Raw genomic sequence first — 21,310 nt, forward strand, 5'->3', positions numbered from 1 at the left:
GTATTCATTGGGTGCCGGATATGAACTATACAATAAGCCATGATATTCCCGGAAGAATTCGCTTTAAATTTCCCGGAGGCGGTTTTTCCCAAGAGGAAACGGCAGCGTTATGCCATAGTCTTGCTAAGAACAGTTTTATACATAAGGTCCAGCCCTACCGGCTCTCCGGCAGCCTTGCCGTGAATTACGAAGAAGGGTGCCGCGAAGAGGTCATTGAGGCCGTAGCCGCGCTGAAGAGGGCGGAATTGAAAGACTATGAGCTGCCGGTGGGAGAAGTTCCTTACAATGCTTACACGGATCAATACCTTAACCAGCTGGTATATATGATTGGCAAAAGGGTCCTGACAAAGCTCTATATGCCGTCGGGATTGAAGGCTTTCTGGATGATGAAAGGAGCCTTGCCCTATGTCTTGAAGGCGGTTAAGCGGCTTTGGAGCAGAGAAAAGCTCAATGTGGACGTGTTGGATGCTGCGGCAATCAGCGTCTCCATTTTAAAGAGAGATTATGACACTTCAGGCAGTGTCATGTTTTTTCTCTCCGTAGGCAATCTGCTGGAAGAATGGACCCACAAGAAATCCCGGGATGATCTGGCCAAAGGCCTGGCTTTGCGAGTGAATTCCGCCTGGGTCAGACGCAATGGGCAGGAAAGTCTGGCCAACCTGAAGGATATTGCCATCGGCGAGCAGGTGGTGGCCAGAATGGGGAGCTATATCCCTGTGGACGGTGTGGTCCTCCAAGGGGAGGCCATGGTCAATCAATCCACTATGACCGGGGAGTCCCTCGTGCAGAGGCGTATCCCAGGGGATACGGTTTATGCCGGCACGGTCATTGAAGAGGGCGAGCTGCTGATCGGGGTAACCGCCTTAGAGAGTGAAACAAAACTGAATCAGATCATAAAACTTATCGATGAATCCGAGGGGCTGAAAGCGGCGGTACAATCAAAAATCGAAAACATGGCCGATGCCATCGTGCCTTACAGCTTTCTGATCGCCGGAGGTGTTTATCTGGCGACCAGAAGTGTGGCCCTGGCTTCGGCGGCTCTCATGGTAGATTACTCCTGTGCGCTGAAGATGACGACGCCCATCGCTATTTTAACAGCGATGCGGGAGGGAACTCAGCACGGTTTTGTTATCAAAGGCGGGAAATTCCTTGAAGAAGCAGCTTTGGTCGATACCATTGTCTTCGATAAAACCGGAACCCTGACCGAGGCCAAGCCTTATGTAGTTGATGTGATCGGTTTTGGCGGGTATCGGCGTGACCGGGTTCTCCGTTTGGCGGCCTGTCTGGAGGAGCATTTCCCCCATTCGGTAGCGGCTGCTGTGGTGGCCAAAGCCAATGAAAAGAATTTGAAGCACAGGGAAATGCATGCCAATGTGGAGTACATTGTAGCCCATGGGATTGCTTCTTATGTGGAGGACAAGCGTGTCGTCATCGGCAGCGGGCATTTTGTTTTCGAGGATGAAAAGGTGGAGGTAACAGCTGCCGAGCAGGAGGTTATTGATAAGAAGGCGGAAGCGTACTCTTTGCTGTTTCTGGCCGTAGGGGGCAGACTGGCGGGAATGCTTTGCATCGAAGATCCCATCCGGCCTGAAGCCGCCGGGATAGTTGGTGAGCTGAAGGCTCTGGGCATCCATCATATCGCTCTTCTCACCGGAGATAGTGAGAAAGCGGCTCAGGCCATTGCCCGAAGGATTGATGCCGATGACTATCGCTCCCAGGTGCTGCCGGCGGAAAAAGCCGACTATATTAATTCGCTGCGGCGGCAAGGCAGAAGAGTCATGATGCTGGGAGACGGAATCAATGATTCGCCGGCCCTTTCCTCAGCAAATGTAGGGATTGCCATGAAAAACGGCGCGGATATCGCCCGGGATATCGCCGATGTGGTCTTAACCCAGGGCAATTTAAAATCCATCGTTGCCTTGCGCCGGTTAAGCTCGTTGCTGATCAGAAGGATCGAAAATAACTTCCGCTTTACGGTGGGCTTTAATTCCGGTCTGTTGACACTTGGTGTGCTGGGGATTATCTCTCCCGGCAGCTCGGCGCTGCTGCACAATCTCTCCACGGTAGCCACCGGGGTGAGCAGTATGCGGAATTATTTGCCGGAATAGGAATGCTTAGTTTTAAACAGACTTACAGACTTAAAAAGCTTAAAAGGTTTAAGAGGCTTAAGAGGCTTAAGAGGCTTAAGAGATATAAACTGGATTTAAACTTAACTTAACAGCATGCGATCATTAGCGAAGGCGGTTTTACTTTGCTGAGAATACAATTCCAGCAAACGGGGAACCGTCATTTCTTTGCGCTCCTCACCTGCGAGATCCAGGATGATCTTGCCCTGGTCCAGCATGATGGTTCGCGAGCCGGTTGTCAGAGCGGTCTGGATATTGTGGGTGATCATCATGGTGGTGATGCCCTCCTGACTGACGATGTCCCGGGTAATCGCCATGATCTTTTCGGCAGCTGCCGGGTCCAGGGCTGCAGTATGCTCATCGAGCAGGAGCAGGCGGGGGCCGGCAATGGTGGACATGAGCAGGGAAAGGGCCTGCCGCTGGCCGCCGGAGAGCAGTCCTACCTTGGTCCGCAGGCGGTTTTCAAGGCCCATATCCAATTGGGCGATTTTCTCACGGAAGATTTTCACATCCTGAGGGTGCACGCCTAGGCGCAGACCATTCCGGCCTTGGCGGTTATAAGCCAGGGCCAGATTCTCCTCGATGGTCATATCGGGAGCGGTTCCCTTCAGTGGATCCTGAAACAAACGTCCGATCATGGCGGCCCGTTTATGCTCAGCCAGGTAAGTGATGTTCTCCTCTTCCAGAAAAATCCGGCCGCGGTTTAGCCAGAAAGTGCCGCCGATGGCGTTAAAGAGGGTGGATTTTCCGGCACCGTTGGAACCGATGAGGGTCACAAATTCACCTTGGGCCAGGGAGAGGCTGATGTTATTCAGCGCTATATGCTCGTTGGGTGTGCCGCTTAAAAAGACTTTGGTTGCGTTGATGATCTTAAGCATCCTGCTCCACCTGCTTTCTCATGCTGCGTAATTCCAGGTGTTTTTTAATCACGGGCAGGGATAAAGCAATCACCACGATCACGGCTGAGACAACCCGGAGCATATAGGCGGGGAAAATGCTGGATTTCAGGGCGGCGGCGATGATGAAGCGGTAAATAAGAGAGCCGAAGATGGCCGAGAGCAGCCCTATCGTCAAAGAACGCCGTCCGAAAATGGCTTCTCCGATGATAGCGGAAGCGAGACCGACCACCATGATGCCAATGCCGGAGCTGATGTCGGCATATCCCTGATACTGGGCAAGGACGGCGCCGGACAGTCCGATGCAGGCGTTGGAAATGGCTATGGCCGTGATTTTCATGGCATCCACATTGATGGAGGAAGCTCTGACCATGTCTTCGTTATTCCCGGTGGCCCGTATGCAGAGGCCGAGATGGGTTTTGAAAAACCAAATCAGAGCGGCGGCACAAAGAAAGCAAACGATAAAGGGGACCAGGGTCTTCAATACTTCCTTGTTGGCCGGAAGCCAGGCCAGGGGACTGAAGAGGCTGTCACTGCCGATCAGGGAAAGGTTGGAGCGGCTCCCGAGAATATAGAGATTAATACTGTACAAGCTGCTCATGGTAATAATTCCGGCAAGGATGGGATGGATCTCCAGTTTGGTCTGCAGCAGCCCGGTTACGGTTCCCGCGGCAGCCCCGGCGGCAACAGCCAGCAGAATACCGAGAAAAGGGTGGCCGGCCAGGGTCATGACAGCGGACACAGAGAGTCCGAGAGTGAAGCTCCCATCGGCGGTAAGATCCGGAATGTTGAGGATGCGGAAGGAAATATAGATGCCAAGAGCCAGCATGCCGTAGATTAATCCGAGCTGGACGGAGCCGAGAAGCAAAGTCATAATCCTACCTCCTGTGAGAATATGTGTCAGGGTGGTTATTCGATGATGGCGGCATGGCTTAGTATATCCTGGGGAATGGTCACGCCGATAGCGTCCGCGGTGGATTGGTTAATGACAGTGGTAAAGTCGGACACTGTAATGGCCGGAATCTGTTCAATTGGCGTGCCCTTTAAGAACTTCACTGCCATTTCGGCTGTGATGCCGCCGATAGTGATGTCATCGATGCTGACTGTGGCAAAGGCGCCGGATTGGACCATGACGGCAGAACTTCCGTAGACAGGCAGCTTGGCCTGCTTGGCAATTTCAGCAACCTGGGGCATAGCACTTTGCACCATGCTGTCATTGGGAATGAAGAAGGCATCCACACTGCCGACCAAAGACTCGGCGGCCTGCTGAACTTCGGAGGAAGAGGTGACGATAGCTTCTTTATAGTTTAAGCCGACGGAGTCCAGATAGTTTTTAGCCTGTTCAATGGTGGTTACGGCATTGACTTCACCGGTATTGTAAATCAACCCGTAAGTTTGGCGGTCAGGTGTCAGCTGATCAGAGAGCTTGAACATTTCGCTGACCGGGATGGCGTTGGAGGTGCCGGTGGCATGTTTATCCGGTGTGGACATATCCGTAATGACTTTAGCCCCTACTGGGTTGGAAACGGAGATGAAAAACACGGGAATGCCGCTGTCCATATTGACAATGGCCTGAGTTGCGGGGGTTCCGATGGTCACGATCAGGTCTTTTTGAGCATCCACCATGGTTTGAAAGATGGAATTCAGGGTTGCTGTGTCCCCATTGGCGTTTTTGTAGTCGATGACCAATTGTTCTTCCGTATACCCCAGCTCCCGCAGCTTGTCGATAAATCCTTCCCGCATGTCCGTGAAGGCACCATTATCGGCCAGCTGGACTAAACCGACCTGGATGGCATTGGCCGAGTCACTGTTTTTGGGGGTGGTTTCCGCACTGCAGCCGGCAGCAGCCAGAAGCAGCATTAAAGTAAGGATTTTTGCCAGTGTTTTTTTCATGATTTATCTTCCTCTCCTCTTTTTGTTGGTTTTTTGAGATCAGAAGGTGTCGGGAATATGCAAAAAAGCCTGCCCATGATACGGATACCCGTAATCAAGGACAGGCTTATACCTGCGGTGCCACCTTGCTTGGTAATAGACTACTATCACCCAACTCTTCCAGAGTGCCAACACACTCCTGCCTCATAACGCTGGCCTGCGTCGCATCATACTAAAAAGCCCAGGCTTTCGTTCCATGCGCCCTCTGTAGTCCATTTGCCGTACCGCTTTCTGCCGGGTTTCCAGCCCTCCCGGCTCTCTGTAAGTGCGCTTCACGGTTTGATCTCTACATCAACGGTTTTTAATAAAGTATCATGGGGCGGATTCTTTTGTCAAGGTTTTTTTGTGGACAGACGGAAGAAAATAAAGTGGTTTCGATTTTTTGGCACGATGCTCACAATGCTCAGGTTATGCCGATGGTTGTGGTTACAATCGCCGCATAGAAGACATACCGCCCAATCAGTTCGCCAAAGACCAGGAGAGCACAGGCCAGATAGACATGACCGGCTTTAAAGCCGCTGCCGGACTTTTGCTTGGAGGGCCAGAAGAGGAGCACCGCGCCCCCCAGGACCAGCAGCCATTTGAGGGCGATGACCATGGTCATGCTGCTTAAGATGGCTGCGCTGGTTTGGGCAGCCATACCCGCCTTACCTAAACTTAAAGCGTGGGGAACGGCAGAGACGGCCTGAAAGATCACTGCAGCCAGGACAATGGCTCCGTAGATCTTTTTATCCACATTCTGCAGTTCCTTGAGGCTGGCGGCGATAAAGAGCAGAGCGCCGATGGCAAGGGTCGTGGTATAGAAATCGATAAAGGTATTGGCTCCCTGCCAGACCGGAACCGTGGTGGAGGAATAGAGTTTCCCCATGGAGAAGACGGCGACCAGACCGACCAGACTGCCTCCCCAGCGCAGGAGCAGATCCAGGCTGGCGTTGCCAGGCTTAAAGTGCTGCACCAGGGCATAGAGGACGGCGATGCCGGCGAAGAAGCCGCATAAAAGGGCTTCATTGCTTAACCAGGATGTGCCCAGATGAGAGAGGGAATTTAAGAAAGCCATGGGTCGGCCCAGATGCAGCAGGGAGGCCAGAATGCCGGCGAGACTCAACCCTGCGGCAGCATAGGAAGCTGTTTTAAAGGTCTTATCCTGGTAAAGCTGTTTGCTGATGGTGATAAAGAACATGATCCCAATGGCGGCTTGCATGCAGAAGGAAAAGATCAATAAACTGGTTTCGCCCATAGTTAGATCTCCTTTGCTTTGAAATCATTTTGCTTGGCGTTGTTTTTGGCTTGAATCAGCAGAGCGGGCTTGGTGACCGCCGCAGCAGGCAGGAAGGGGAGTTCCTGGACACTGTCCCCGTGTTTGGCCTTGAGCTCCTCTAAGTCTCCCCATTCTAAGGCGCGCATGGGGCAGGCATCCACGCAGACAGGGTTTTCCCCTGCTTCGATGAGATCCTTGCACATATTGCATTTGCTGATTTGTCCCAGTTCGGGGATGAATTGGGGGACGCCGTAAGGACAGTTCCAGGTACAGTAGCGGCAGCCGATGCACTTGGCTTTATCATGATCCACAATGCCGTTTTCCAGCTTGTGCAGGGCTTGGGTGGGACAGCCCTCGACACATTTGGGGTTTTCGCAGTGATTGCAGGTGCCGGAATAGTGAAAAATCCCTGGCTTTGGATAGGAACCGGTTTCAAAGGCTTTGACCTGACGGAAGATCGTTCCCACGTTCAGATCGTTTTTATCCTTGCAGGACACCTGACAGGTGCGGCAGCCGATGCAAGAGGTCATATCAAAATAGAATCCGTATTGACTCATAATCCTTCACGCTCCTTTCTTAGAGAATAATCCGCTGGGGTTTTTGCACATCGGCGATTAGGGAGGCGCCGGAATATTTCTCCATATTGCAGACGCAGCTGTTCCAGCCGGAGACCCCTTGGCCGGTGGAGACCGGTCCGCAGAGAATATTGTCCGCTCCTCCGGTATCGATGCCGGTTTTTTCATCCATATCGACCCAGGAGCCATGGGGCAGACCAATGACGCCGGGCATAAAGCGATCGGTAAGGCAGGCGGTGCGCAGGGTTTTGCCGTGCTGGCTGGTTAGTAAGACCGTATCCCCATCGGCAAGCCCTTTTTCCTTGGCATCCTGGGTGCTGATGTAGACCGGATTGGGCCAGGTTTCTCTGAGCCACTGCACATTGTCGAAGACGGTGTGGGAGCGGCGGAGGTAGTGGGGATTGATCACCTGGTAAGGATAGTCGCCTTTGATTTTGCCCTGCCAGTCTTTAAAGGTTGCCTCATAGCCTTCCACAGGGGGAATATGAGTGGGTATGGGCTTGATCTCACTATAGCCCAGGTTATTGATGGTATCTCCCAGCACTTGAGAGTAGATTTCCATCTTACCGCTGGCTGAATTGGGGCGGGGATTGGCTGCCGGGTCATCTCTGAATTCTTTAAAGGCGATAAAGCCATAGTTGTCTCCCGGTTTTCGTTCAACTTGGAAAATACCCTTTTCCTGGAACTCTTTTAAACCAATCCGTCCTTCCTGAGGCTTGCCCTGAACACCCCATTCGGCAATATCGGCCTCCGTGATGGTGACCATGGGGATTTTGCTTATCCCGTCTTCATGGGTGGTGGTTGCACCGGCAATCTGATTGAAAAACTGTTGTTTGGCATCGATGGGAAAAGCTTGATCCGGATCGATCCCTAAGCGTTTGGCCAGTTCGATGGCAATCCATTCGTCACTTTGACATTCATACATGGGTTCGGTGATTTGGGAATACATAATCACCATTTCTCGATTACCGGTTAAAAACCCGCCGATTTTTTCCCATTCCGTGGTGACGGGGAGGACAAAGTCGGAATACTTGGCGTTGGTGGTGAGGAACTGACCGTGACTGACGACCAAATCCACTTTGCGGTGAGCTTCAATACCTTTGGTCATCCCGTCTCTGGATTGCAAGGCCGCACCGCTGTCGTGATAAATCAGGCGGATATCAATATCCCGTGTTTCCCCTTTATAATACTTCTGATGACCTGTCCAGTTATATTTGCCGTCGACAATCGCCCGCCACATTTCCGTATCATTAAAGCTGTCGTCAACTGGGTTTTTAATTGAAGGCAATTTATTGGAGCCGGGTTTTACCAGCATGTCGCCCCCGTTACTGGAGCGGCTGTGGCAACTGATTCCGCACATATGGCCGGATTTTCCCAGATGTCCGGTCATGGCTCCGATGGTCATAAAGAGCTGAGGCAGATTATCCGTATTTTGAGTTCTGGCAGAGGCCCAGCCGGTTAAAATGGCTACTTTTTTATTCTTGTTCATGGCCCGGGCCAGATAGCGGATCCTGTCCGGAGCGACGCCGCTGATTTCGGCAGCCCATTCTGCATTTTTGGGGATACCGTCATAGGTGCCGAGAACATAATCTTTAAAATTGTCTTGGGGGTTGGTGCCTTCCGGCATACTCTCAGCATCAAAACCGAGGGTGTTCTTTTTCAGGAATTCCCAGTCAATTAAAGGATTGTGGACCGGATCGTCTTCTTCCAGTAAAGTATAGGCAACTCCCAGAAGCAGTGCCGTATCCGTAACAGGCCGGCAGGGAATCCAATCCGCCTCCAGCAGGCCATAAGTATCGTTATAATAAGGATCAACCGCAATAAACTCGGCCCCGGCCTTTTTCACCTGAAGGAAATTATAGGCGGGATTGCCGGCGGAACTCCAGGCCGGATTGAGGCCAAACATAATAACGGTATCACAGTTGCGCATATCCAACCTGTCATTGATCCCCGAATTGGACTCCGGGCTGTAACCGATGACATCGGGAGTATAAGTCCAGTTACCCCGGGATGTGGTTCCCCAATGGGGCACATATCCCCCGTATAAAGCCAAAACCTTGGAGACGGGGCCGCCATCGGCAAAAAGTGAACGGTTATCCTTTTCCGCTTTGATTCTTTTTATTTCTCCGGCAATGGCATCCAGGGCTTCATCCCAGGATACCCGCACCCATTCGTCCTGACCCCGGAGCTCTTTCTTGCCTCCGCCCGGTTCCCAGTTCTTCCTCTTCATCGGATACTTCAGACGGTCAGCGCCAAAAACCTGCTGCCGTTGAGCCCGTCCCCGCACGCAGGCCCGTTGTTGCGGATAGTCCGGGCTGTCCGGGTGGGTGTCGTCGGTTTTTTGCCGGATGACCACCCCATCCACCACATAGGCCTTGTTAAGACATCGTCCGCCGCAGTTATGCCAGCAGGCGGCGGTGATCCATTTGCCTTCTTTGCCGGCGGCTTGATCGGCTGTGGCCTGGGTTAAGCTGCTGCCGCAGCCGGCAAGAGATAGGCTGGCTGTGGCGGCGGCACTGGCTAAAATGAAGGAGCGCCGGCTTAATTTAGCACCTGTGATTTTGTCAATGAAATCCATCTGTTAAGCCTCCCTTAAAATTACAAAATAGTGAAAGATTTTACTAAATAGACTGAATGAATGTGGCCTCCTTTCTTTATGTAGGTATCGCACGATATAGTATGTGAAAAGTCCGACTAACTAAATTATAGCAGTAAAATCTTAACCAATTATTATTAATCATTAACATAGTATTAAAATTGCATTTTGGCCCGAAGTGGGGTGAAGGAGGATGATCTGTTGCGTAGTTTGCTGTTGAATCCCGTTGACCGGCAAAAAAGATGATATCAGAGTTAGAAAATGGTATAATAGAATGGAAATATTATGAAGAAGGGAGTGAGGCTTATGCAGCAACGCTTCAATCCAGGCAGGATAGGGCTAGCTTTGTGCACAATGCTCTCGCTTCTTAAAGTTTTAGAACTTTTTACTGTCCAGTAGATAACCAAGAGGGAAATACTGTAAATACAACGAAGTATATGTAAGATACTTCTTATATTGTATTACAGAAAACTGGTATAATGGTCATGTAGGAGGATCGGGCAGATGGGTCAATTCGAAAAGATATTACTAACTCAACTTTCGCAGCGCGAAAATCTGTTCAAACTCAGTCTACTACTGGATTAGGCTAAAAATATTTTGTTCATTGACAGAAAAACACCTTTCGAATTGGTAAAATGGAAGTGACCAAACAACCATAATTTCCAAAACAGAAAGGTGCGTATCTCCATGTTACAACACAACTCTCTGCCTGAACAGCATCAAAATCAGCTTTCTTTAATTTTTTCTTCCCTTAAGCTTAGTCAGCTGCTTCGAGCCGCTGGGATCCGCAAGTCCTATGGGGTTTCAAGCTTCGTTGTCTTCCAAATCATTTTCCAACTCGTTTTTCAAGGTCGAAATCTGTTTCGGCTGTTAGAAGGAAGCCGGGCAGAATCTCTTCCAGGTAAAGATGTTGTTTATCGGTTTCTCAATGACTCTCGGTATAACTGGAGGCGTTTTTACCAGTTACTCAGCCTCAAGATGGTCGGACGCTTTGAAAAGCTCACCTCTGCGCAGCGTATCCGTGTTTTTATCGTAGATGATTCTGTAATGGAGCGCGAACGAAGCAAGAAAGTTGAACTCTTAGCCCGAGTGTTTGACCATGTTTCGGGCCGCTTTGTTCGCGGTTACACCTTACTAACCTTGGGCTGGTCTGACGGGTTCAGCTTCGCACCCCTTGATTTTACATTGATGAGTTCTGCAAAAGCTAAAAATCGTCTTTGTGAAATGAGAGAGGACTTAGACAAACGCTCCGTAGGCTATAAGCGTCGCCTGGAAGCGATGAGCCCTAAACCGGACACCGTGGTTCAAATGCTTGAACGAGCTCTCAAAGCCGGATTCTCAGCGGATTACGTCCTAATGGATAGTTGGTTTACCCATGCTCCACTTTTGCAAAAGCTAAGGGATAAGGAGCTTCACGTTATTGGAATGGTTAAAGAACTTAAGCAGCGTTATCTCTTTGAAGGAAAATCACTCAGTTTACGAGAGCTCTACGCGAGAGTCCCAAAGAACCCGAAAGCAGAAATACTGGGTTCAGTGCGTGTTCATACCCCTTCAGGCTTAGCTTTAAAAGTTGTTTTCGTCCAGAATCGAAACAACCGAAGAGAGTGGTTAGCGATCTTAACCACCGATCTTTCCTTAGAAACTACTGAAGTCGTAAGAATTTACGGGATGCGTTGGAGTATCGAAACGTTTTTCAAAATGGCCAAATCGCATTTGAAGCTAGGAACTGAATTTCAGGGCCGATCCTTCGATATGATGGTTAGTCACACAACCATAGTCTTTACCCGTTACCTCATCCTGGAGTGGGAACGAAGAGAAAACAATGATGAACGCTCTCTTGGGGGACTCTTTTATCTTTTTGCTGATGAGGTTATGGATTTAGACTTGAAAACAGCACTACGTCAGTTAATGACGTTTGTTCTTAATCTACTACCCAATAAACCAGAGAATAACGAATCACTCAGTCAATTACAAAAGTGGATTGCTGCATTACCCAGTTATATCAAGGCTCTATTCCCTCAACTGGGGTGCGAAAGTTGAGTTACTAAAAATACTATGTGGAACAAAAGATAAAGATATCAGTAGCGTTGCATTGAAATAAAAAGCTTATGTCAATAGAAAAACCCTCATAATTTCAATTGTTCATAAATCCCTTATATGGTGTATACAACCATTTGCTTTCTCTCTCTTCTGCCAAAAGGAACATTCACCTAAAAGGCAGTCCTATTCCACATTTTTACACATATGCTTTACAGTATCACTGGGTCATAGGTTAAATCATCGAGCCATTGGGTCTCTTCTTCTTTCAAGATAGAATGCTCCGTCATTCTATAGATCTCCTCATAACGGATTCGTTTGGAGCCCTTTCTCCTTCGTCGTCGCAGCTTCTCCAAAAACTCTTCATACCTCTCAAACAGACAGGCGATCAGCAGTCGCTGCAAAGTGAGTAAATCTCTTGGATAGCCCGCCTCAAGCTTGAGCAGAACTAATAAGCAATACATCATCAGGGCTAGGAGGATTTGGTTGATGACTGCGGTCTCACTCGTGCCGTAAAAGTGTTTAATTTGAGCATGCTGCTTGAGCCATTTAAAAAATAACTCAATCTGCCAGCGATAGCGATAGATCTCACCGAGTTCTTCGGCACTTAGGTTAAAATCATTCGTCAGGATGGTGAAGGGTTCATGGACGTTATCATCTATCGTCACTTCCCGAAGGGTATGCTTCATTTTTCGAGAACCTGCTCCTAAGATGACATCCACGTCCTCTTCGATGAGCCCATCTTCTTTGACTGGACGTTCTACTCCAGTAAACTCTATCACCGCGTTGTTTTTGAGACGAGTCACAAAGCGTATTCCCTTTTCACAGTAATCATCAAAGAGCTTATAATCCACATAACCCCGATCAAAGATATTCAAAGCCTCTTGGTCTTGAACAATGAGCTCATCCAGTTTCTTGCGGTCGGCGGTCTTGGCCGGGGTAACGAGCACTTCATCCGGGACAGCCATTGCATCAAAGCTTAAACGCAGATGCATTTTGACACCGGCTTTGCTCTTTCTAAAGACTGCCCAGGGGTAGCGGGAAAGGCATAGGCTCATGGTGGATGCATCAATCATGTACAATTTTCCGAGTTGCTGCCGAATCTTCCCATACCCTTGCTTTTGAGCTACGTTATGTAAAGTGCCCTTAAAAAGCATTTCCGGAACTTGAGTGGGTAAGGTCTTTAACCTTCGGGAAATCTGGCTGTGACTAATGCTTTCGAGTCCGATAGCTTGACCTAAACTGTCATGGTGAACACTTGTACTGATCTTTCGCAAAGCTCTGTATTCTTGAAGTTGAGCATGGCTAATGAGGAGAGTGAGTTGATTGGTTGTTAGTTTTTGAGACCGAAGGTCAAGGCCAGGGACCTCCCGGTGAATAGTTTCCCATAGATCTTTCGAAAAAAACGGCTGAAAGGCTTGCATAAATGTGGATTGCGTAGTATCCTTGTCCTGCATTGTTATCTCCTTATAATTTGAGATTTGGGCAAGGACTACCCTATCTCTTATTATAAGGATTTTTTCATGATGTTTACAGAAATAATTAGGAATAACCGGTGATTTCGAGGAAATTTGCTTAAATATGAGCAAATTTAAACCTTGACTTTTTCGTTGCTATCTTTATGCAACGCTACTGTAAAGATATAGATTTTGCTGATCTCTGCAAAGTGTTGGGACACCTTGATTTTAAGGAACGTATTAGCGGTAGTCATCATATTTTTCATAAAGACGGCATGGATGAAATTATAAATATTCAACCAAATGGGTCTAAAGCAAAGCCGTATCAAGTTAAGCAGGTAAGACAAATTATTTTGAAATATAAACTTGGAGGTGGTATTGATGCATAAATATGAGATAATCATCTACTGGAGCGATGAAGACGAGGCATATATTGCAGAAGTGCCGGAATTGCCAGGATGTTGTGCTGACGGCAAAACGCACCAGGAAGTTTTAAGGAATGTCGAAATAGTTATTAACGAATGGATAGAAACTGCAAAATCCTTAGGAAGAACCATTCCAAAACCCAAAGGGAGATTATTATTTGCATAAGATCAAGATAAGGCCCTTGACACTTCCTGCCGGGAAGGTCAAGGGCCTTATCGTTTACTTGGGCACGATGATCAGGGTAATCAGGATGATCAGGTAATGCCGATGGTTGTGGTCACAATCGCCGCATAAAAGACATACCGCCCAATCAGTTCGCCAAAGACCAGGAGAGCACAGGCCAGATAAACATGACCGGCTTTAAAGCCGCTGCCGGACTTTTGCTTGGAGGGCCAGAAGAGGAGCACCGCGCCCCCCAGGATCAGCAGCCATTTGAGGGCGATAACCATGGTCATGCTGCTTAAGATGGCTGCGCTGGTTTGGGCAGCCATGCCTGCCTTACCTAAACTTAAGGCATGGGGAACGGCAGAGACGGCCTGAAAGATCACTGCAGCCAGGACAATGGCTCCGTAGATCTTTTTATCCACACTCTGCAATTCCTTGAGGCTGGTGGCGATAAAGAGCAGAGCACCGATGGCAAGGGTCGTGGTATAGAAATCGATGAAGGTATTGGCTCCCTGCCAGACCGGCACCGTGGTGGAGGAATAGAGTTTCCCCATAGAGAAGACGGCGACCAGACCGACCAGACTGCCTCCCCAGCGCAGGAGCAGATCCAGGCTGGCGTTGCCAGGCTTAAAGTGCTGCACCAGGGCATAGAGGACGGCGATGCCGGCGAAGAAGCCGCATAAAAGGGCTTCATTGCTTAACCAGGATGTGCCCAGATGAGAGAGGGAATTTAAGAAAGCCATGGGTCGGCCCAGATGCAGCAGGGAGGCCAGAATGCCGACGAGACTCAACCCTGCGGCAGCATAGGAAGCTGTTTTAAAGGTCTTATCCTGGTAAAGCTGTTTGCTGATGGTGATAAAGAACATGATCCCAATGGCGGCTTGCATGCAGAAGGAAAAGATCAATAAACTGGTTTCGCCCATAGTTAGATCTCCTTTGCTTTGAAATCATTTTGCTTGGCGTTGTTTTTGGCTTGAATCAGCAGAGCGGGCTTGGTGACCGCCGCAGCAGGCAGGAAGGGGAGTTCCTGGACACTGTCCCCGTGTTTGGCCTTGAGCTCCTCTAAGTCTCCCCATTCTAAGGCGCGCATGGGGCAGGCATCCACGCAGACAGGGTTTTCCCCTGCTTCGATGAGATCCTTGCACATGTTGCATTTGCTGATTTGTCCCAGTTCGGGGATGAATTGGGGGACGCCGTAAGGACAGTTCCAGGTACAGTAGCGGCAGCCGATGCACTTGGCTTTATCATGATCCACAATGCCGTTTTCCAGCTTGTGCAGGGCTTGGGTGGGACAGCCCTCGACACATTTGGGGTTTTCGCAGTGATTGCAGGTGCCGGAATAGTGAAAAATCCCTGGCTTTGGATAGGAACCGGTTTCAAAGGCTTTGACCTGACGGAAGATCGTTCCCACGTTCAGATCGTTTTTATCCTTGCAGGACACCTGACAGGTGCGGCAGCCGATGCAAGAGGTCATATCAAAATAGAATCCGTATTGACTCATAATCCTTCACGCTCCTTTCTTAGAGAATAATCCGCTGGGGTTTTTGCACATCGGCGATTAGGGAGGCGCCGGAATATTTCTCCATATTGCAGACGCAGCTGTTCCAGCCGGAGACCCCTTGGCCGGTGGAGACCGGTCCGCAGAGAATATTGTCCGCTCCTCCGGTATCGATGCCGGTTTTTTCATCCATATCGACCCAGGAGCCATGGGGCAGACCAATGACGCCGGGCATAAAGCGATCGGTAAGGCAGGCGGTGCGCAGGGTTTTGCCGTGCTGGCTGGTTAGTAAGACCGTATCCCCATCGGCAAGCCCTTTTTCCTTGGCATCCTGGGTGCTGATGTAGACCGGATTGGGCCAGGTTTCTCTGAGCCACTGCACATTATCGAAGACGGTGTGGGAGCGGCGGAGGTAGTGGGGATTGATCACCTGGTAAGGATAGTCGCCTTTGATTTTGCCCTGCCAGTCTTTAAAGGTTGCCTCATAGCCTTCCACAGGGGGAATATGAGTGGGTATGGGCTTGATCTCACTATAGCCCATAGCATTGACCGTGTCGGCCAATACCTGTGAGTAGAATTCGAATTTACCGCTGGCGGAAGGACGGGGATTGGCCTCGGGATCGTCGCAGAAATCCTTAAAGGCGATGTAGCCGTAGTTATCTCCCGGTTTTCGCTCAATCTGATAGAGTCCTTTTTCCTGGAATTCCTTGAGGCTGATCTGGCCTTGCTGTGGTTTGCCCTGGACACCCCACTGGGCAATGTCTTCTGCCGTAATGGTGACAAGGGGAGCGGCCGTTTTACCATCGGGCAAAATGACGGTGCTGCCGGCGATTTGGTTGAAGAACTGCTGCTTGGCGTCGATGGGAAAGGCTTTAGAAGCATCTACACCCAGGCGTTTGGCCAGTTCTCTGGCAATCCATTCATCACTTTGGGCCTCGTAGAGAGGCTCGGTAATTTGGGAATACATGATCAACATTTCACGATTACCGGTCAAAAAACCGCCGATTTTTTCCCATTCCGTGGTGACGGGGAGGACAAAATCGGAATACTTGGCGTTAGTGGTGAGGAACTGACCGTGACTGACGACCAAATCCACTTTGCGGTGAGCTTCGATCCCTTTGGTCATGCCGTCGGCAGATTGGAGCCGGGCATTATTATCATGGTAGATGAGGCGGATATCGATATCTCTCATTTCGCCCTTCAGGAATTTTTTGTTGCCTGTAAAATTGTATTTGCCATCGACGATGGCCCGCCACATTTCGGTATGGTTGATACTGTCTTTGACAGGATTGTCTACAGTAGGCAGGCCGTTTTTACCCGGAGATACTAAGGTATCCCCGCCGTTAGCGGCACCGCTGTGGCAGCTCACTCCGCACATATGCCCTGATTTCCCCATATGGCCTGTCATGGCCCCGAGAATCATCGCCATTTGCGGCAAGTTGTCGGCATTTTGTGTTCTTCCGGCAGACCAGGCATAGAGAAGGGCTACTTTTTTGTTTTTGTTCATGGCCCGGGCCAGATAGCGGATTCTGTCCGGGGCGACGCCGCTGATTTCGGCAGCCCATTCCGCATTTTTGGGGACACCGTCATAGGTGCCGAGAACATAGTCTTTGAAGTTGTCCTTGGCATCGGTGCCCGGGGGCATGGAGTCGGCGTCAAAGCCTATGGTATATTTTTTGAGGAAATCCCAGTCGATTAAGGGGTTTTTGACGGGATCATCCTCGACGATTAAGGTGTGGGCCACCCCAATCATCAGAGCTGTATCCGTAGCCGGCCGGGTGGGAATCCAATCGGCTTCCAGCAGGCCGTAGGAATCATTATAAAAGGGATCAATGGCGATAAAATCGGCTCCGGCTTTTTTAACCTGAAGGAAATGATAGACCGGATTACCGGCGGAGCTCCAGGCAGGATTCATATTGAACATAATCACCGTGTCACAATTGCGCATATCCAGCCTGTCATTGATGCTGTCACCGCTGGAGGAGCTGAAACCGACGGGACCCGGGGTATAAGTCCATGAACCCAGTGAAGTTGTCCCCCAATTGGCTACATAGCCGCCATAGAGGGCCAGAACTTTGGCAGCGGGGCCGCCGTCGGCAAAGAAAGCACGATTGCCTTGTTCGGACTTGATGCGTTTAATTTCGCCGGCGATGGAGTCCAGGGCTTCATCCCAGGAGATTCTCACCCATTCATCCCGGCCCCGGAGCTCTTTCTTGCCCCCGCCCGGTTCCCAGTTTTTTCTCTTCATCGGGTATTTTAAGCGATCGGCGCCAAAGACTTGCTGCCGTTGGGAGCGTCCCCGCACGCAGGCCCGTTGTTGCGGATAGTCCGGGCTGTCCGGGTGGGTGTCGTCGGTTTTTTGCCGGATGACCACCCCATCCACCACATAGGCCTTGTTAAGACATCGCCCGCCGCAGTTATGCCAGCAGGCGGCGGTGATCCATTTGCCTTCTTTGCCGGCGGCTTGATCGGCTGTGGCCTGGGTTAAGCTGCTGCCGCAGCCGGTAAGAGACAGGCCGGCGGTGGCGGCGGCACTGGCTAAAATGAAGGAGCGTCGACTTAATTTAGCATTGGTGATTCGATCGATCAAATCCATACTGTTAGGCCTCCTTTAAATTATTATATAGTGAAAATTATTACAAAATGAGCTGAACATAACCTCCTTTCTCTGCCCGCCGTGGGGGTCATTTCGTATTGTGAAAAGTTCGACTAATTAAATTATAGCAGTAAAATCTTAACGAATTATTATTAATCATTAACATAATATTAAATTTGATTTTGGTCCCGAGTCGGGGATCAGAAGAATAGAGGAAGGCGCAGCGCAGGCCGGAGAGGTTCACACAGATTATCGCGAAAGCTTAGGAGAATTGTCTGACCTCTTGAATGGCCAGCTACTCTATGTTATTATATAGTGGTATTCAATATAATTGATTACCAATGCTGTTGAATACTGCGAAAATATTATTTTGGCGATGAGGGAGTGATTGCATGTCCAATGCTATTGAAATTACGGACTTGAGAAAGAGCTTTTCGGTCAAAGCAAAAGGCAGAATCATCAAAGTGGAAGCGGTGCGTGGTGTCACGCTGGCGGTGAAACGAGGTGAGATTTTTGGCTTTCTCGGTCCTAACGGAGCGGGAAAAACCACAACCCTGCGTATGCTGACAACACTTCTGCCGATTGATGAAGGTAAAGGGACTATTTGCGGATATGATCTTGTGGGTCAGCCCCAGGAAGTGCGGCGCCATATTGGCTATGTCAGCCAGTTGGGCGGGGCGGACTGGGAAGCAACGGGGCGCGAAAACCTGATCCTGGCCGGGCAGCTATACGGAATGAAACGGCATGATGCTGAACAACGTACCGGGGAGTTGCTGGCCGTATTTGAATTAGCCGAGCTGGCGGATCGGGTGGTGAGGACCTATTCCGGAGGACAAAGACGCCGGCTGGAAATCGCCCTGGGCATGATCAACCGGCCGGAAGTACTGTTCCTCGATGAACCGACAACGGGGCTTGACCCGCAGAACCGTGCCAATCTTTGGGAGCAAATCCGCAAACTGAAAGAAGGCGGCACGACGATCTTCCTGACGACTCATTACCTGGATGAAGCGGATGCTTTAAGCGACCGGCTGGCTATTATGGATTGCGGAATCATCGTGGCCGAGGGGACCCCCCAGGAGCTCAAGGAGCAGATTTCCGGCGACGTTATTCAAATCCGGCTTGCCGACGATCGGACCCAACAAGCAAAGAGACTATTTGACAAAGTGAGCTTTATCAATGAAATCCGTCTTGAAGGGGAGGACATCTATCTTTATGCTAAGAACGGAGCTCAGGTTCTGCCCCGCATCTTTGAAATGCTGGAAGCCGAAGGTGTCCAAACCCAATCGGTCAGCATAGCCACCCCATCCCTGGATGATGTGTTTCTTAAACAAACGGGAAGACTGTTGCGTGATGGAAAGGAGGACATAGCATGAAAATCGCTCTTGAAACAGGACTGCTTTGCCGGCGGAGGCTTTTGGAGCAAATCCGCTCGCCCATTTGGCTGTTTATGGGGCTGACAACACCCTTGCTCTATCTTGCTTTGTTTGCACCTCTTTTGGGCGGGCTGCCTACAGTTGGTGGCGCAGGTGTCGCCGATGCTTTCGTACCCGGCTTGCTGGCCTTGTTTGCCTTAAGCAGCGGGACCGGGATAGGCTGGATCATCAATCATGAGCTGAAGACAGGGATTATCGAACGCTTCAGGGTTTCACCGGTCAGCCGCTTTTCCCTGCTGATGGGAAATGTGCTGAAAGACATCGTTACCTTTTTGCTGCCGGCCCTGATCGTGATCATTGTTGTCAGCTTTGCCGGATTTCATATTCACGCCGGCGGGCTTGCCGTACTGCTGGTGCTGCTTTGCCTGCTGACAGCGGTGGTATCTGCCGCAAGCAGCAGTCTGGGGCTTGTAGCCAAGGACATTGGTACCATAGCCGCTGTGGTCACAGGGTTGCAGCTTCCCGTAACCCTGCTGGCAGGGGTTTTGCTGCCTATTTCCCTTGGACCGGCCTGGCTGCAGGTGCTGGCTCATCTGAATCCCCTGTACTATGTGGTGGAAGCTTCCCGCGTCCTGGCCGGCGGCACAATTTGGGATGGGAAAGTTTTTTGGGCCTTTGGGGTGATGATACCCTTACTGGGGATCACCCTCAGCTGGGCAGTCAATGTCTATAGAAAAGCTGTGGCCTAAACCCTCATTGGAACCTCCCCCGCAGGGGCCGGGTCGGGAAATTGTAGCCAGGCACAAGGGCAGGGCCCGGTTGCCTTGGTGAAGATAAGGTGAAATAGGAAAGTTCTCACTGCTCCTTGACGCATTAGGACGGATGGGCTAAACTAAAATTAGTACGGTTGGGCTAATGGAGGTGGCGGTATGCCGTCCGTCAAAATGAATCAAGGGAATAACGTGCTGGGTACGCAGCCGATCCCCGGCATGATCTGGAAATTTGCCATTCCGGCGATCATTAGTGCTATGACCAATCAGGTCTATAATCTCATTGCTCAGGTCTATATCGGCTGGAGTGTAGGGGATCTAGGCATAGCGGCCACCAATGTGGCTTTTCCCCTGGCGATCCTGATTACTGCTCTTTCCGCCTTGTTTGGGATGGGGGGCGCGGCGAAGTTCGGCCTTTATATGGGTCAGGGCAAGCCGGAGGAAGCAAGCCAAACTATTGGCAATGCCCTTGTTTTAATGGTGGTCAGCGGTTTGGCAGTCAGCATCGCCGCAACGGTTTTCCTGCGGCCCTTGCTGTATGCCTTTGGGGCCACCGAGGCGATTATGACGTATGCTATACCCTATACCCTGATCACCAACATCGGTATTCCTTTCGGAATTCTGGCGGTAGGAGCATCTTACCTGATCCGGGCCGATGGCAGCCCGTCCTTTTCCATGCTGGTCGTACTATCAGGGGTGATCTTTAATCTGATCGCTGCGCCTGTGTTTCTGTTTGGGTTGGAGATGGGGATTGGGGGAGTTGCTTTGGCTACGACCCTGGGGCAAATGCTGTCCAGCGCGGTGGCCATTTACTACCTGCGCGTAAAATTCAAGTCTGTTTCTTTAAAGAGAGAAGGTTTCCAGCTGCGGGGTGCTGTGATCAAAGGGGTTTGTGCCTTGGGATCTGCCGCATTTTTCACCCATTTGGCTGCGGCGGCAGTGCAGATTGTCCAAAGCAATGCCTTGCGCTATTATGGTGCTCAATCCATATACGGAAGCGAGGCCACCCTGGCCGCGGCGGGAGCGGTGATCAAGGTCATGGCTTTCCTCATGTCGGTGGTGATCGGGATATCCCTTGGCTGCCAGCCTATATTTAGTTATAATTATGGCAGCAAGCGGTATGACCGGGTCAAAGAAGCTTATAAGCTGGCGGTTTCCTATGCCACGATGGTTTCGGTCATCGCTTTTTTGTGCATCCAGATCTTCCCCCGCCCTATATTGAGCATTTTCGGGTCCGGCAACCCTTTGTTTTATGATTTTGCCGTTCAGTACATGCATATCTACCTGTTTATGACCTTCGCCAACGGAATTCAGCCGGTGACCTCAACCTTCTTTTCTTCGATTGGCAAAGCCAGGATGGGTTTTTGGATGTCCCTGGTGCGGCAGGTTATACTCTTGATGCCCTTGCTGCTGATTCTGCCCATCTTTTGGGGAATCAACGGCGTTTTATGGGCCGGACCTCTGGCGGACGGCATTGCGGTGGTTTTGGTTATCCTGTTTGCAGCCAGGGAAATGCGCATCATGACCGGGCTGCAGCTTAAGCAAGTACCGGATGCGGGGATTGCCAGGAATAGTTGAGGAACGCTTAAGGAATAGCTATAGAAG

The 21,310-nt window shown here is 50.3% G+C and carries 17 protein-coding genes; 7 read left to right on the forward strand and 10 right to left on the reverse strand.

From position 1 onward, the window contains the following. Nucleotides 1-20 precede the first annotated feature (20 nt). On the forward strand, nucleotides 21-2,108 hold the full coding sequence (locus DHAF_RS09660) for a heavy metal translocating P-type ATPase (protein WP_015943763.1): 2,088 nt from the start codon (nucleotides 21-23) through the stop codon (nucleotides 2,106-2,108). Nucleotides 2,109-2,209: 101 nt separating this feature from the next. Here the strand turns inward: DHAF_RS09660 and DHAF_RS09665 are convergent, their stop codons facing one another. The 6 genes from DHAF_RS09665 to DHAF_RS09690 all read right to left on the reverse strand — a co-directional run bounded on the left by DHAF_RS09665 (nucleotide 2,210) and on the right by DHAF_RS09690 (nucleotide 9,365). Then, on the reverse strand, nucleotides 2,210-3,004 hold the full coding sequence (locus DHAF_RS09665) for an ABC transporter ATP-binding protein (protein WP_005808997.1): 795 nt from the start codon (nucleotides 3,002-3,004) through the stop codon (nucleotides 2,210-2,212). Next, complete coding sequence (locus tag DHAF_RS09670; protein WP_011461145.1) at nucleotides 2,997-3,896, reverse strand: ABC transporter permease; 900 nt, start codon at nucleotides 3,894-3,896, stop codon at nucleotides 2,997-2,999. The genes DHAF_RS09665 and DHAF_RS09670 overlap by 8 nt, the downstream gene beginning before the upstream one ends. 35 nt (nucleotides 3,897-3,931) lie before the next feature. Then, entirely contained in the window at nucleotides 3,932-4,915 is a 984-nt protein-coding gene (locus DHAF_RS09675) for an ABC transporter substrate-binding protein (protein WP_011461144.1), read from the reverse strand. A gap of 442 nt (nucleotides 4,916-5,357) precedes the next feature. Further along, nucleotides 5,358-6,191, reverse strand: a complete 834-nt coding sequence (locus tag DHAF_RS09680) for a dimethyl sulfoxide reductase anchor subunit family protein (RefSeq protein ID WP_011461143.1) — start codon at nucleotides 6,189-6,191, stop codon at nucleotides 5,358-5,360. 2 nt (nucleotides 6,192-6,193) lie between these two features. Continuing rightward, the gene (locus tag DHAF_RS09685; protein WP_011461140.1) at nucleotides 6,194-6,769 is read right to left on the reverse strand and encodes a 4Fe-4S dicluster domain-containing protein; all 576 of its coding nucleotides are present in this window, start codon (nucleotides 6,767-6,769) and stop codon (nucleotides 6,194-6,196) included. Between the two features lie 19 nt (nucleotides 6,770-6,788). Next, entirely contained in the window at nucleotides 6,789-9,365 is a 2,577-nt protein-coding gene (locus tag DHAF_RS09690) for a molybdopterin-dependent oxidoreductase (RefSeq protein WP_015943764.1), read from the reverse strand. A 705-nt stretch (nucleotides 9,366-10,070) separates the two neighbouring features. Between DHAF_RS09690 and DHAF_RS09695 the strand changes: the two genes are divergently transcribed. Beyond that, nucleotides 10,071-11,423: an IS4-like element ISDha5 family transposase gene (locus tag DHAF_RS09695; protein WP_005808317.1), complete on the forward strand. Its 1,353-nt coding sequence runs from the start codon at nucleotides 10,071-10,073 to the stop codon at nucleotides 11,421-11,423. 209 nt (nucleotides 11,424-11,632) lie between these two features. On the opposite strand, the gene DHAF_RS09700 is transcribed toward DHAF_RS09695, so the two are convergent. Beyond that, nucleotides 11,633-12,877, reverse strand: a complete 1,245-nt coding sequence (locus DHAF_RS09700) for an IS4-like element ISDha3 family transposase (RefSeq protein WP_011458871.1) — start codon at nucleotides 12,875-12,877, stop codon at nucleotides 11,633-11,635. Between the two features lie 164 nt (nucleotides 12,878-13,041). Here DHAF_RS09700 and DHAF_RS09705 point away from each other — a divergent pair, with 164 nt between their 5' ends. Beyond that, on the forward strand, nucleotides 13,042-13,266 hold the full coding sequence (locus DHAF_RS09705; protein WP_049769570.1) for a type II toxin-antitoxin system HicA family toxin: 225 nt from the start codon (nucleotides 13,042-13,044) through the stop codon (nucleotides 13,264-13,266). Then, nucleotides 13,259-13,468: a type II toxin-antitoxin system HicB family antitoxin gene (locus DHAF_RS09710; RefSeq protein ID WP_005813809.1), complete on the forward strand. Its 210-nt coding sequence runs from the start codon at nucleotides 13,259-13,261 to the stop codon at nucleotides 13,466-13,468. Before DHAF_RS09705 ends, DHAF_RS09710 begins: the two co-directional genes overlap by 8 nt. Before the next feature lie 89 nt (nucleotides 13,469-13,557). Here the strand turns inward: DHAF_RS09710 and DHAF_RS09715 are convergent, their stop codons facing one another. From DHAF_RS09715 to DHAF_RS09725, 3 genes are read right to left on the reverse strand one after another with little or no spacing between them, the layout of a single operon-like run. Beyond that, a complete protein-coding gene (locus DHAF_RS09715) occupies nucleotides 13,558-14,391 on the reverse strand; it encodes a dimethyl sulfoxide reductase anchor subunit family protein (protein WP_011461141.1) in 834 nt (277 codons plus the stop codon). A 2-nt stretch (nucleotides 14,392-14,393) separates the two neighbouring features. Beyond that, nucleotides 14,394-14,969: a 4Fe-4S dicluster domain-containing protein gene (locus DHAF_RS09720; protein ID WP_011461140.1), complete on the reverse strand. Its 576-nt coding sequence runs from the start codon at nucleotides 14,967-14,969 to the stop codon at nucleotides 14,394-14,396. Between the two features lie 19 nt (nucleotides 14,970-14,988). After that, a complete protein-coding gene (locus DHAF_RS09725; protein ID WP_011461139.1) occupies nucleotides 14,989-17,562 on the reverse strand; it encodes a molybdopterin-dependent oxidoreductase in 2,574 nt (857 codons plus the stop codon). Between the two features lie 392 nt (nucleotides 17,563-17,954). Between DHAF_RS09725 and DHAF_RS09730 the strand changes: the two genes are divergently transcribed. From DHAF_RS09730 to DHAF_RS09740, 3 genes are all read left to right on the forward strand, one after another. After that, a complete protein-coding gene (locus DHAF_RS09730; RefSeq protein WP_011461138.1) occupies nucleotides 17,955-18,935 on the forward strand; it encodes a daunorubicin resistance protein DrrA family ABC transporter ATP-binding protein in 981 nt (326 codons plus the stop codon). Beyond that, on the forward strand, nucleotides 18,932-19,684 hold the full coding sequence (locus DHAF_RS09735; protein WP_005813831.1) for an ABC transporter permease: 753 nt from the start codon (nucleotides 18,932-18,934) through the stop codon (nucleotides 19,682-19,684). The genes DHAF_RS09730 and DHAF_RS09735 overlap by 4 nt, the downstream gene beginning before the upstream one ends. A 180-nt stretch (nucleotides 19,685-19,864) precedes the next feature. Next, a complete protein-coding gene (locus tag DHAF_RS09740; protein WP_011461137.1) occupies nucleotides 19,865-21,283 on the forward strand; it encodes an MATE family efflux transporter in 1,419 nt (472 codons plus the stop codon). Nucleotides 21,284-21,310 lie beyond the last annotated feature (27 nt).

It is taken from the genome of Desulfitobacterium hafniense DCB-2, assembly GCF_000021925.1.
Classification (GTDB): domain Bacteria; phylum Bacillota; class Desulfitobacteriia; order Desulfitobacteriales; family Desulfitobacteriaceae; genus Desulfitobacterium; species Desulfitobacterium hafniense.

What these genes read in the sequence shown, in the direction of transcription:
- DHAF_RS09660 (WP_015943763.1), top strand. Translation starts at nt 21, where the DNA reads ATGAACTATACAATAAGCCATGATATTCCCGGAAGAATTCGCTTTAAA.
- DHAF_RS09665 (WP_005808997.1), bottom strand. Translation starts at nt 3,004, where the DNA reads ATGCTTAAGATCATCAACGCAACCAAAGTCTTTTTAAGCGGCACACCC.
- DHAF_RS09670 (WP_011461145.1), bottom strand. Translation starts at nt 3,896, where the DNA reads ATGACTTTGCTTCTCGGCTCCGTCCAGCTCGGATTAATCTACGGCATG.
- DHAF_RS09675 (WP_011461144.1), bottom strand. Translation starts at nt 4,915, where the DNA reads ATGAAAAAAACACTGGCAAAAATCCTTACTTTAATGCTGCTTCTGGCT.
- DHAF_RS09680 (WP_011461143.1), bottom strand. Translation starts at nt 6,191, where the DNA reads ATGGGCGAAACCAGTTTATTGATCTTTTCCTTCTGCATGCAAGCCGCC.
- DHAF_RS09685 (WP_011461140.1), bottom strand. Translation starts at nt 6,769, where the DNA reads ATGAGTCAATACGGATTCTATTTTGATATGACCTCTTGCATCGGCTGC.
- DHAF_RS09690 (WP_015943764.1), bottom strand. Translation starts at nt 9,365, where the DNA reads ATGGATTTCATTGACAAAATCACAGGTGCTAAATTAAGCCGGCGCTCC.
- DHAF_RS09695 (WP_005808317.1), top strand. Translation starts at nt 10,071, where the DNA reads ATGTTACAACACAACTCTCTGCCTGAACAGCATCAAAATCAGCTTTCT.
- DHAF_RS09700 (WP_011458871.1), bottom strand. Translation starts at nt 12,877, where the DNA reads ATGCAGGACAAGGATACTACGCAATCCACATTTATGCAAGCCTTTCAG.
- DHAF_RS09705 (WP_049769570.1), top strand. Translation starts at nt 13,042, where the DNA reads ATGCAACGCTACTGTAAAGATATAGATTTTGCTGATCTCTGCAAAGTG.
- DHAF_RS09710 (WP_005813809.1), top strand. Translation starts at nt 13,259, where the DNA reads ATGCATAAATATGAGATAATCATCTACTGGAGCGATGAAGACGAGGCA.
- DHAF_RS09715 (WP_011461141.1), bottom strand. Translation starts at nt 14,391, where the DNA reads ATGGGCGAAACCAGTTTATTGATCTTTTCCTTCTGCATGCAAGCCGCC.
- DHAF_RS09720 (WP_011461140.1), bottom strand. Translation starts at nt 14,969, where the DNA reads ATGAGTCAATACGGATTCTATTTTGATATGACCTCTTGCATCGGCTGC.
- DHAF_RS09725 (WP_011461139.1), bottom strand. Translation starts at nt 17,562, where the DNA reads ATGGATTTGATCGATCGAATCACCAATGCTAAATTAAGTCGACGCTCC.
- DHAF_RS09730 (WP_011461138.1), top strand. Translation starts at nt 17,955, where the DNA reads ATGTCCAATGCTATTGAAATTACGGACTTGAGAAAGAGCTTTTCGGTC.
- DHAF_RS09735 (WP_005813831.1), top strand. Translation starts at nt 18,932, where the DNA reads ATGAAAATCGCTCTTGAAACAGGACTGCTTTGCCGGCGGAGGCTTTTG.
- DHAF_RS09740 (WP_011461137.1), top strand. Translation starts at nt 19,865, where the DNA reads ATGCCGTCCGTCAAAATGAATCAAGGGAATAACGTGCTGGGTACGCAG.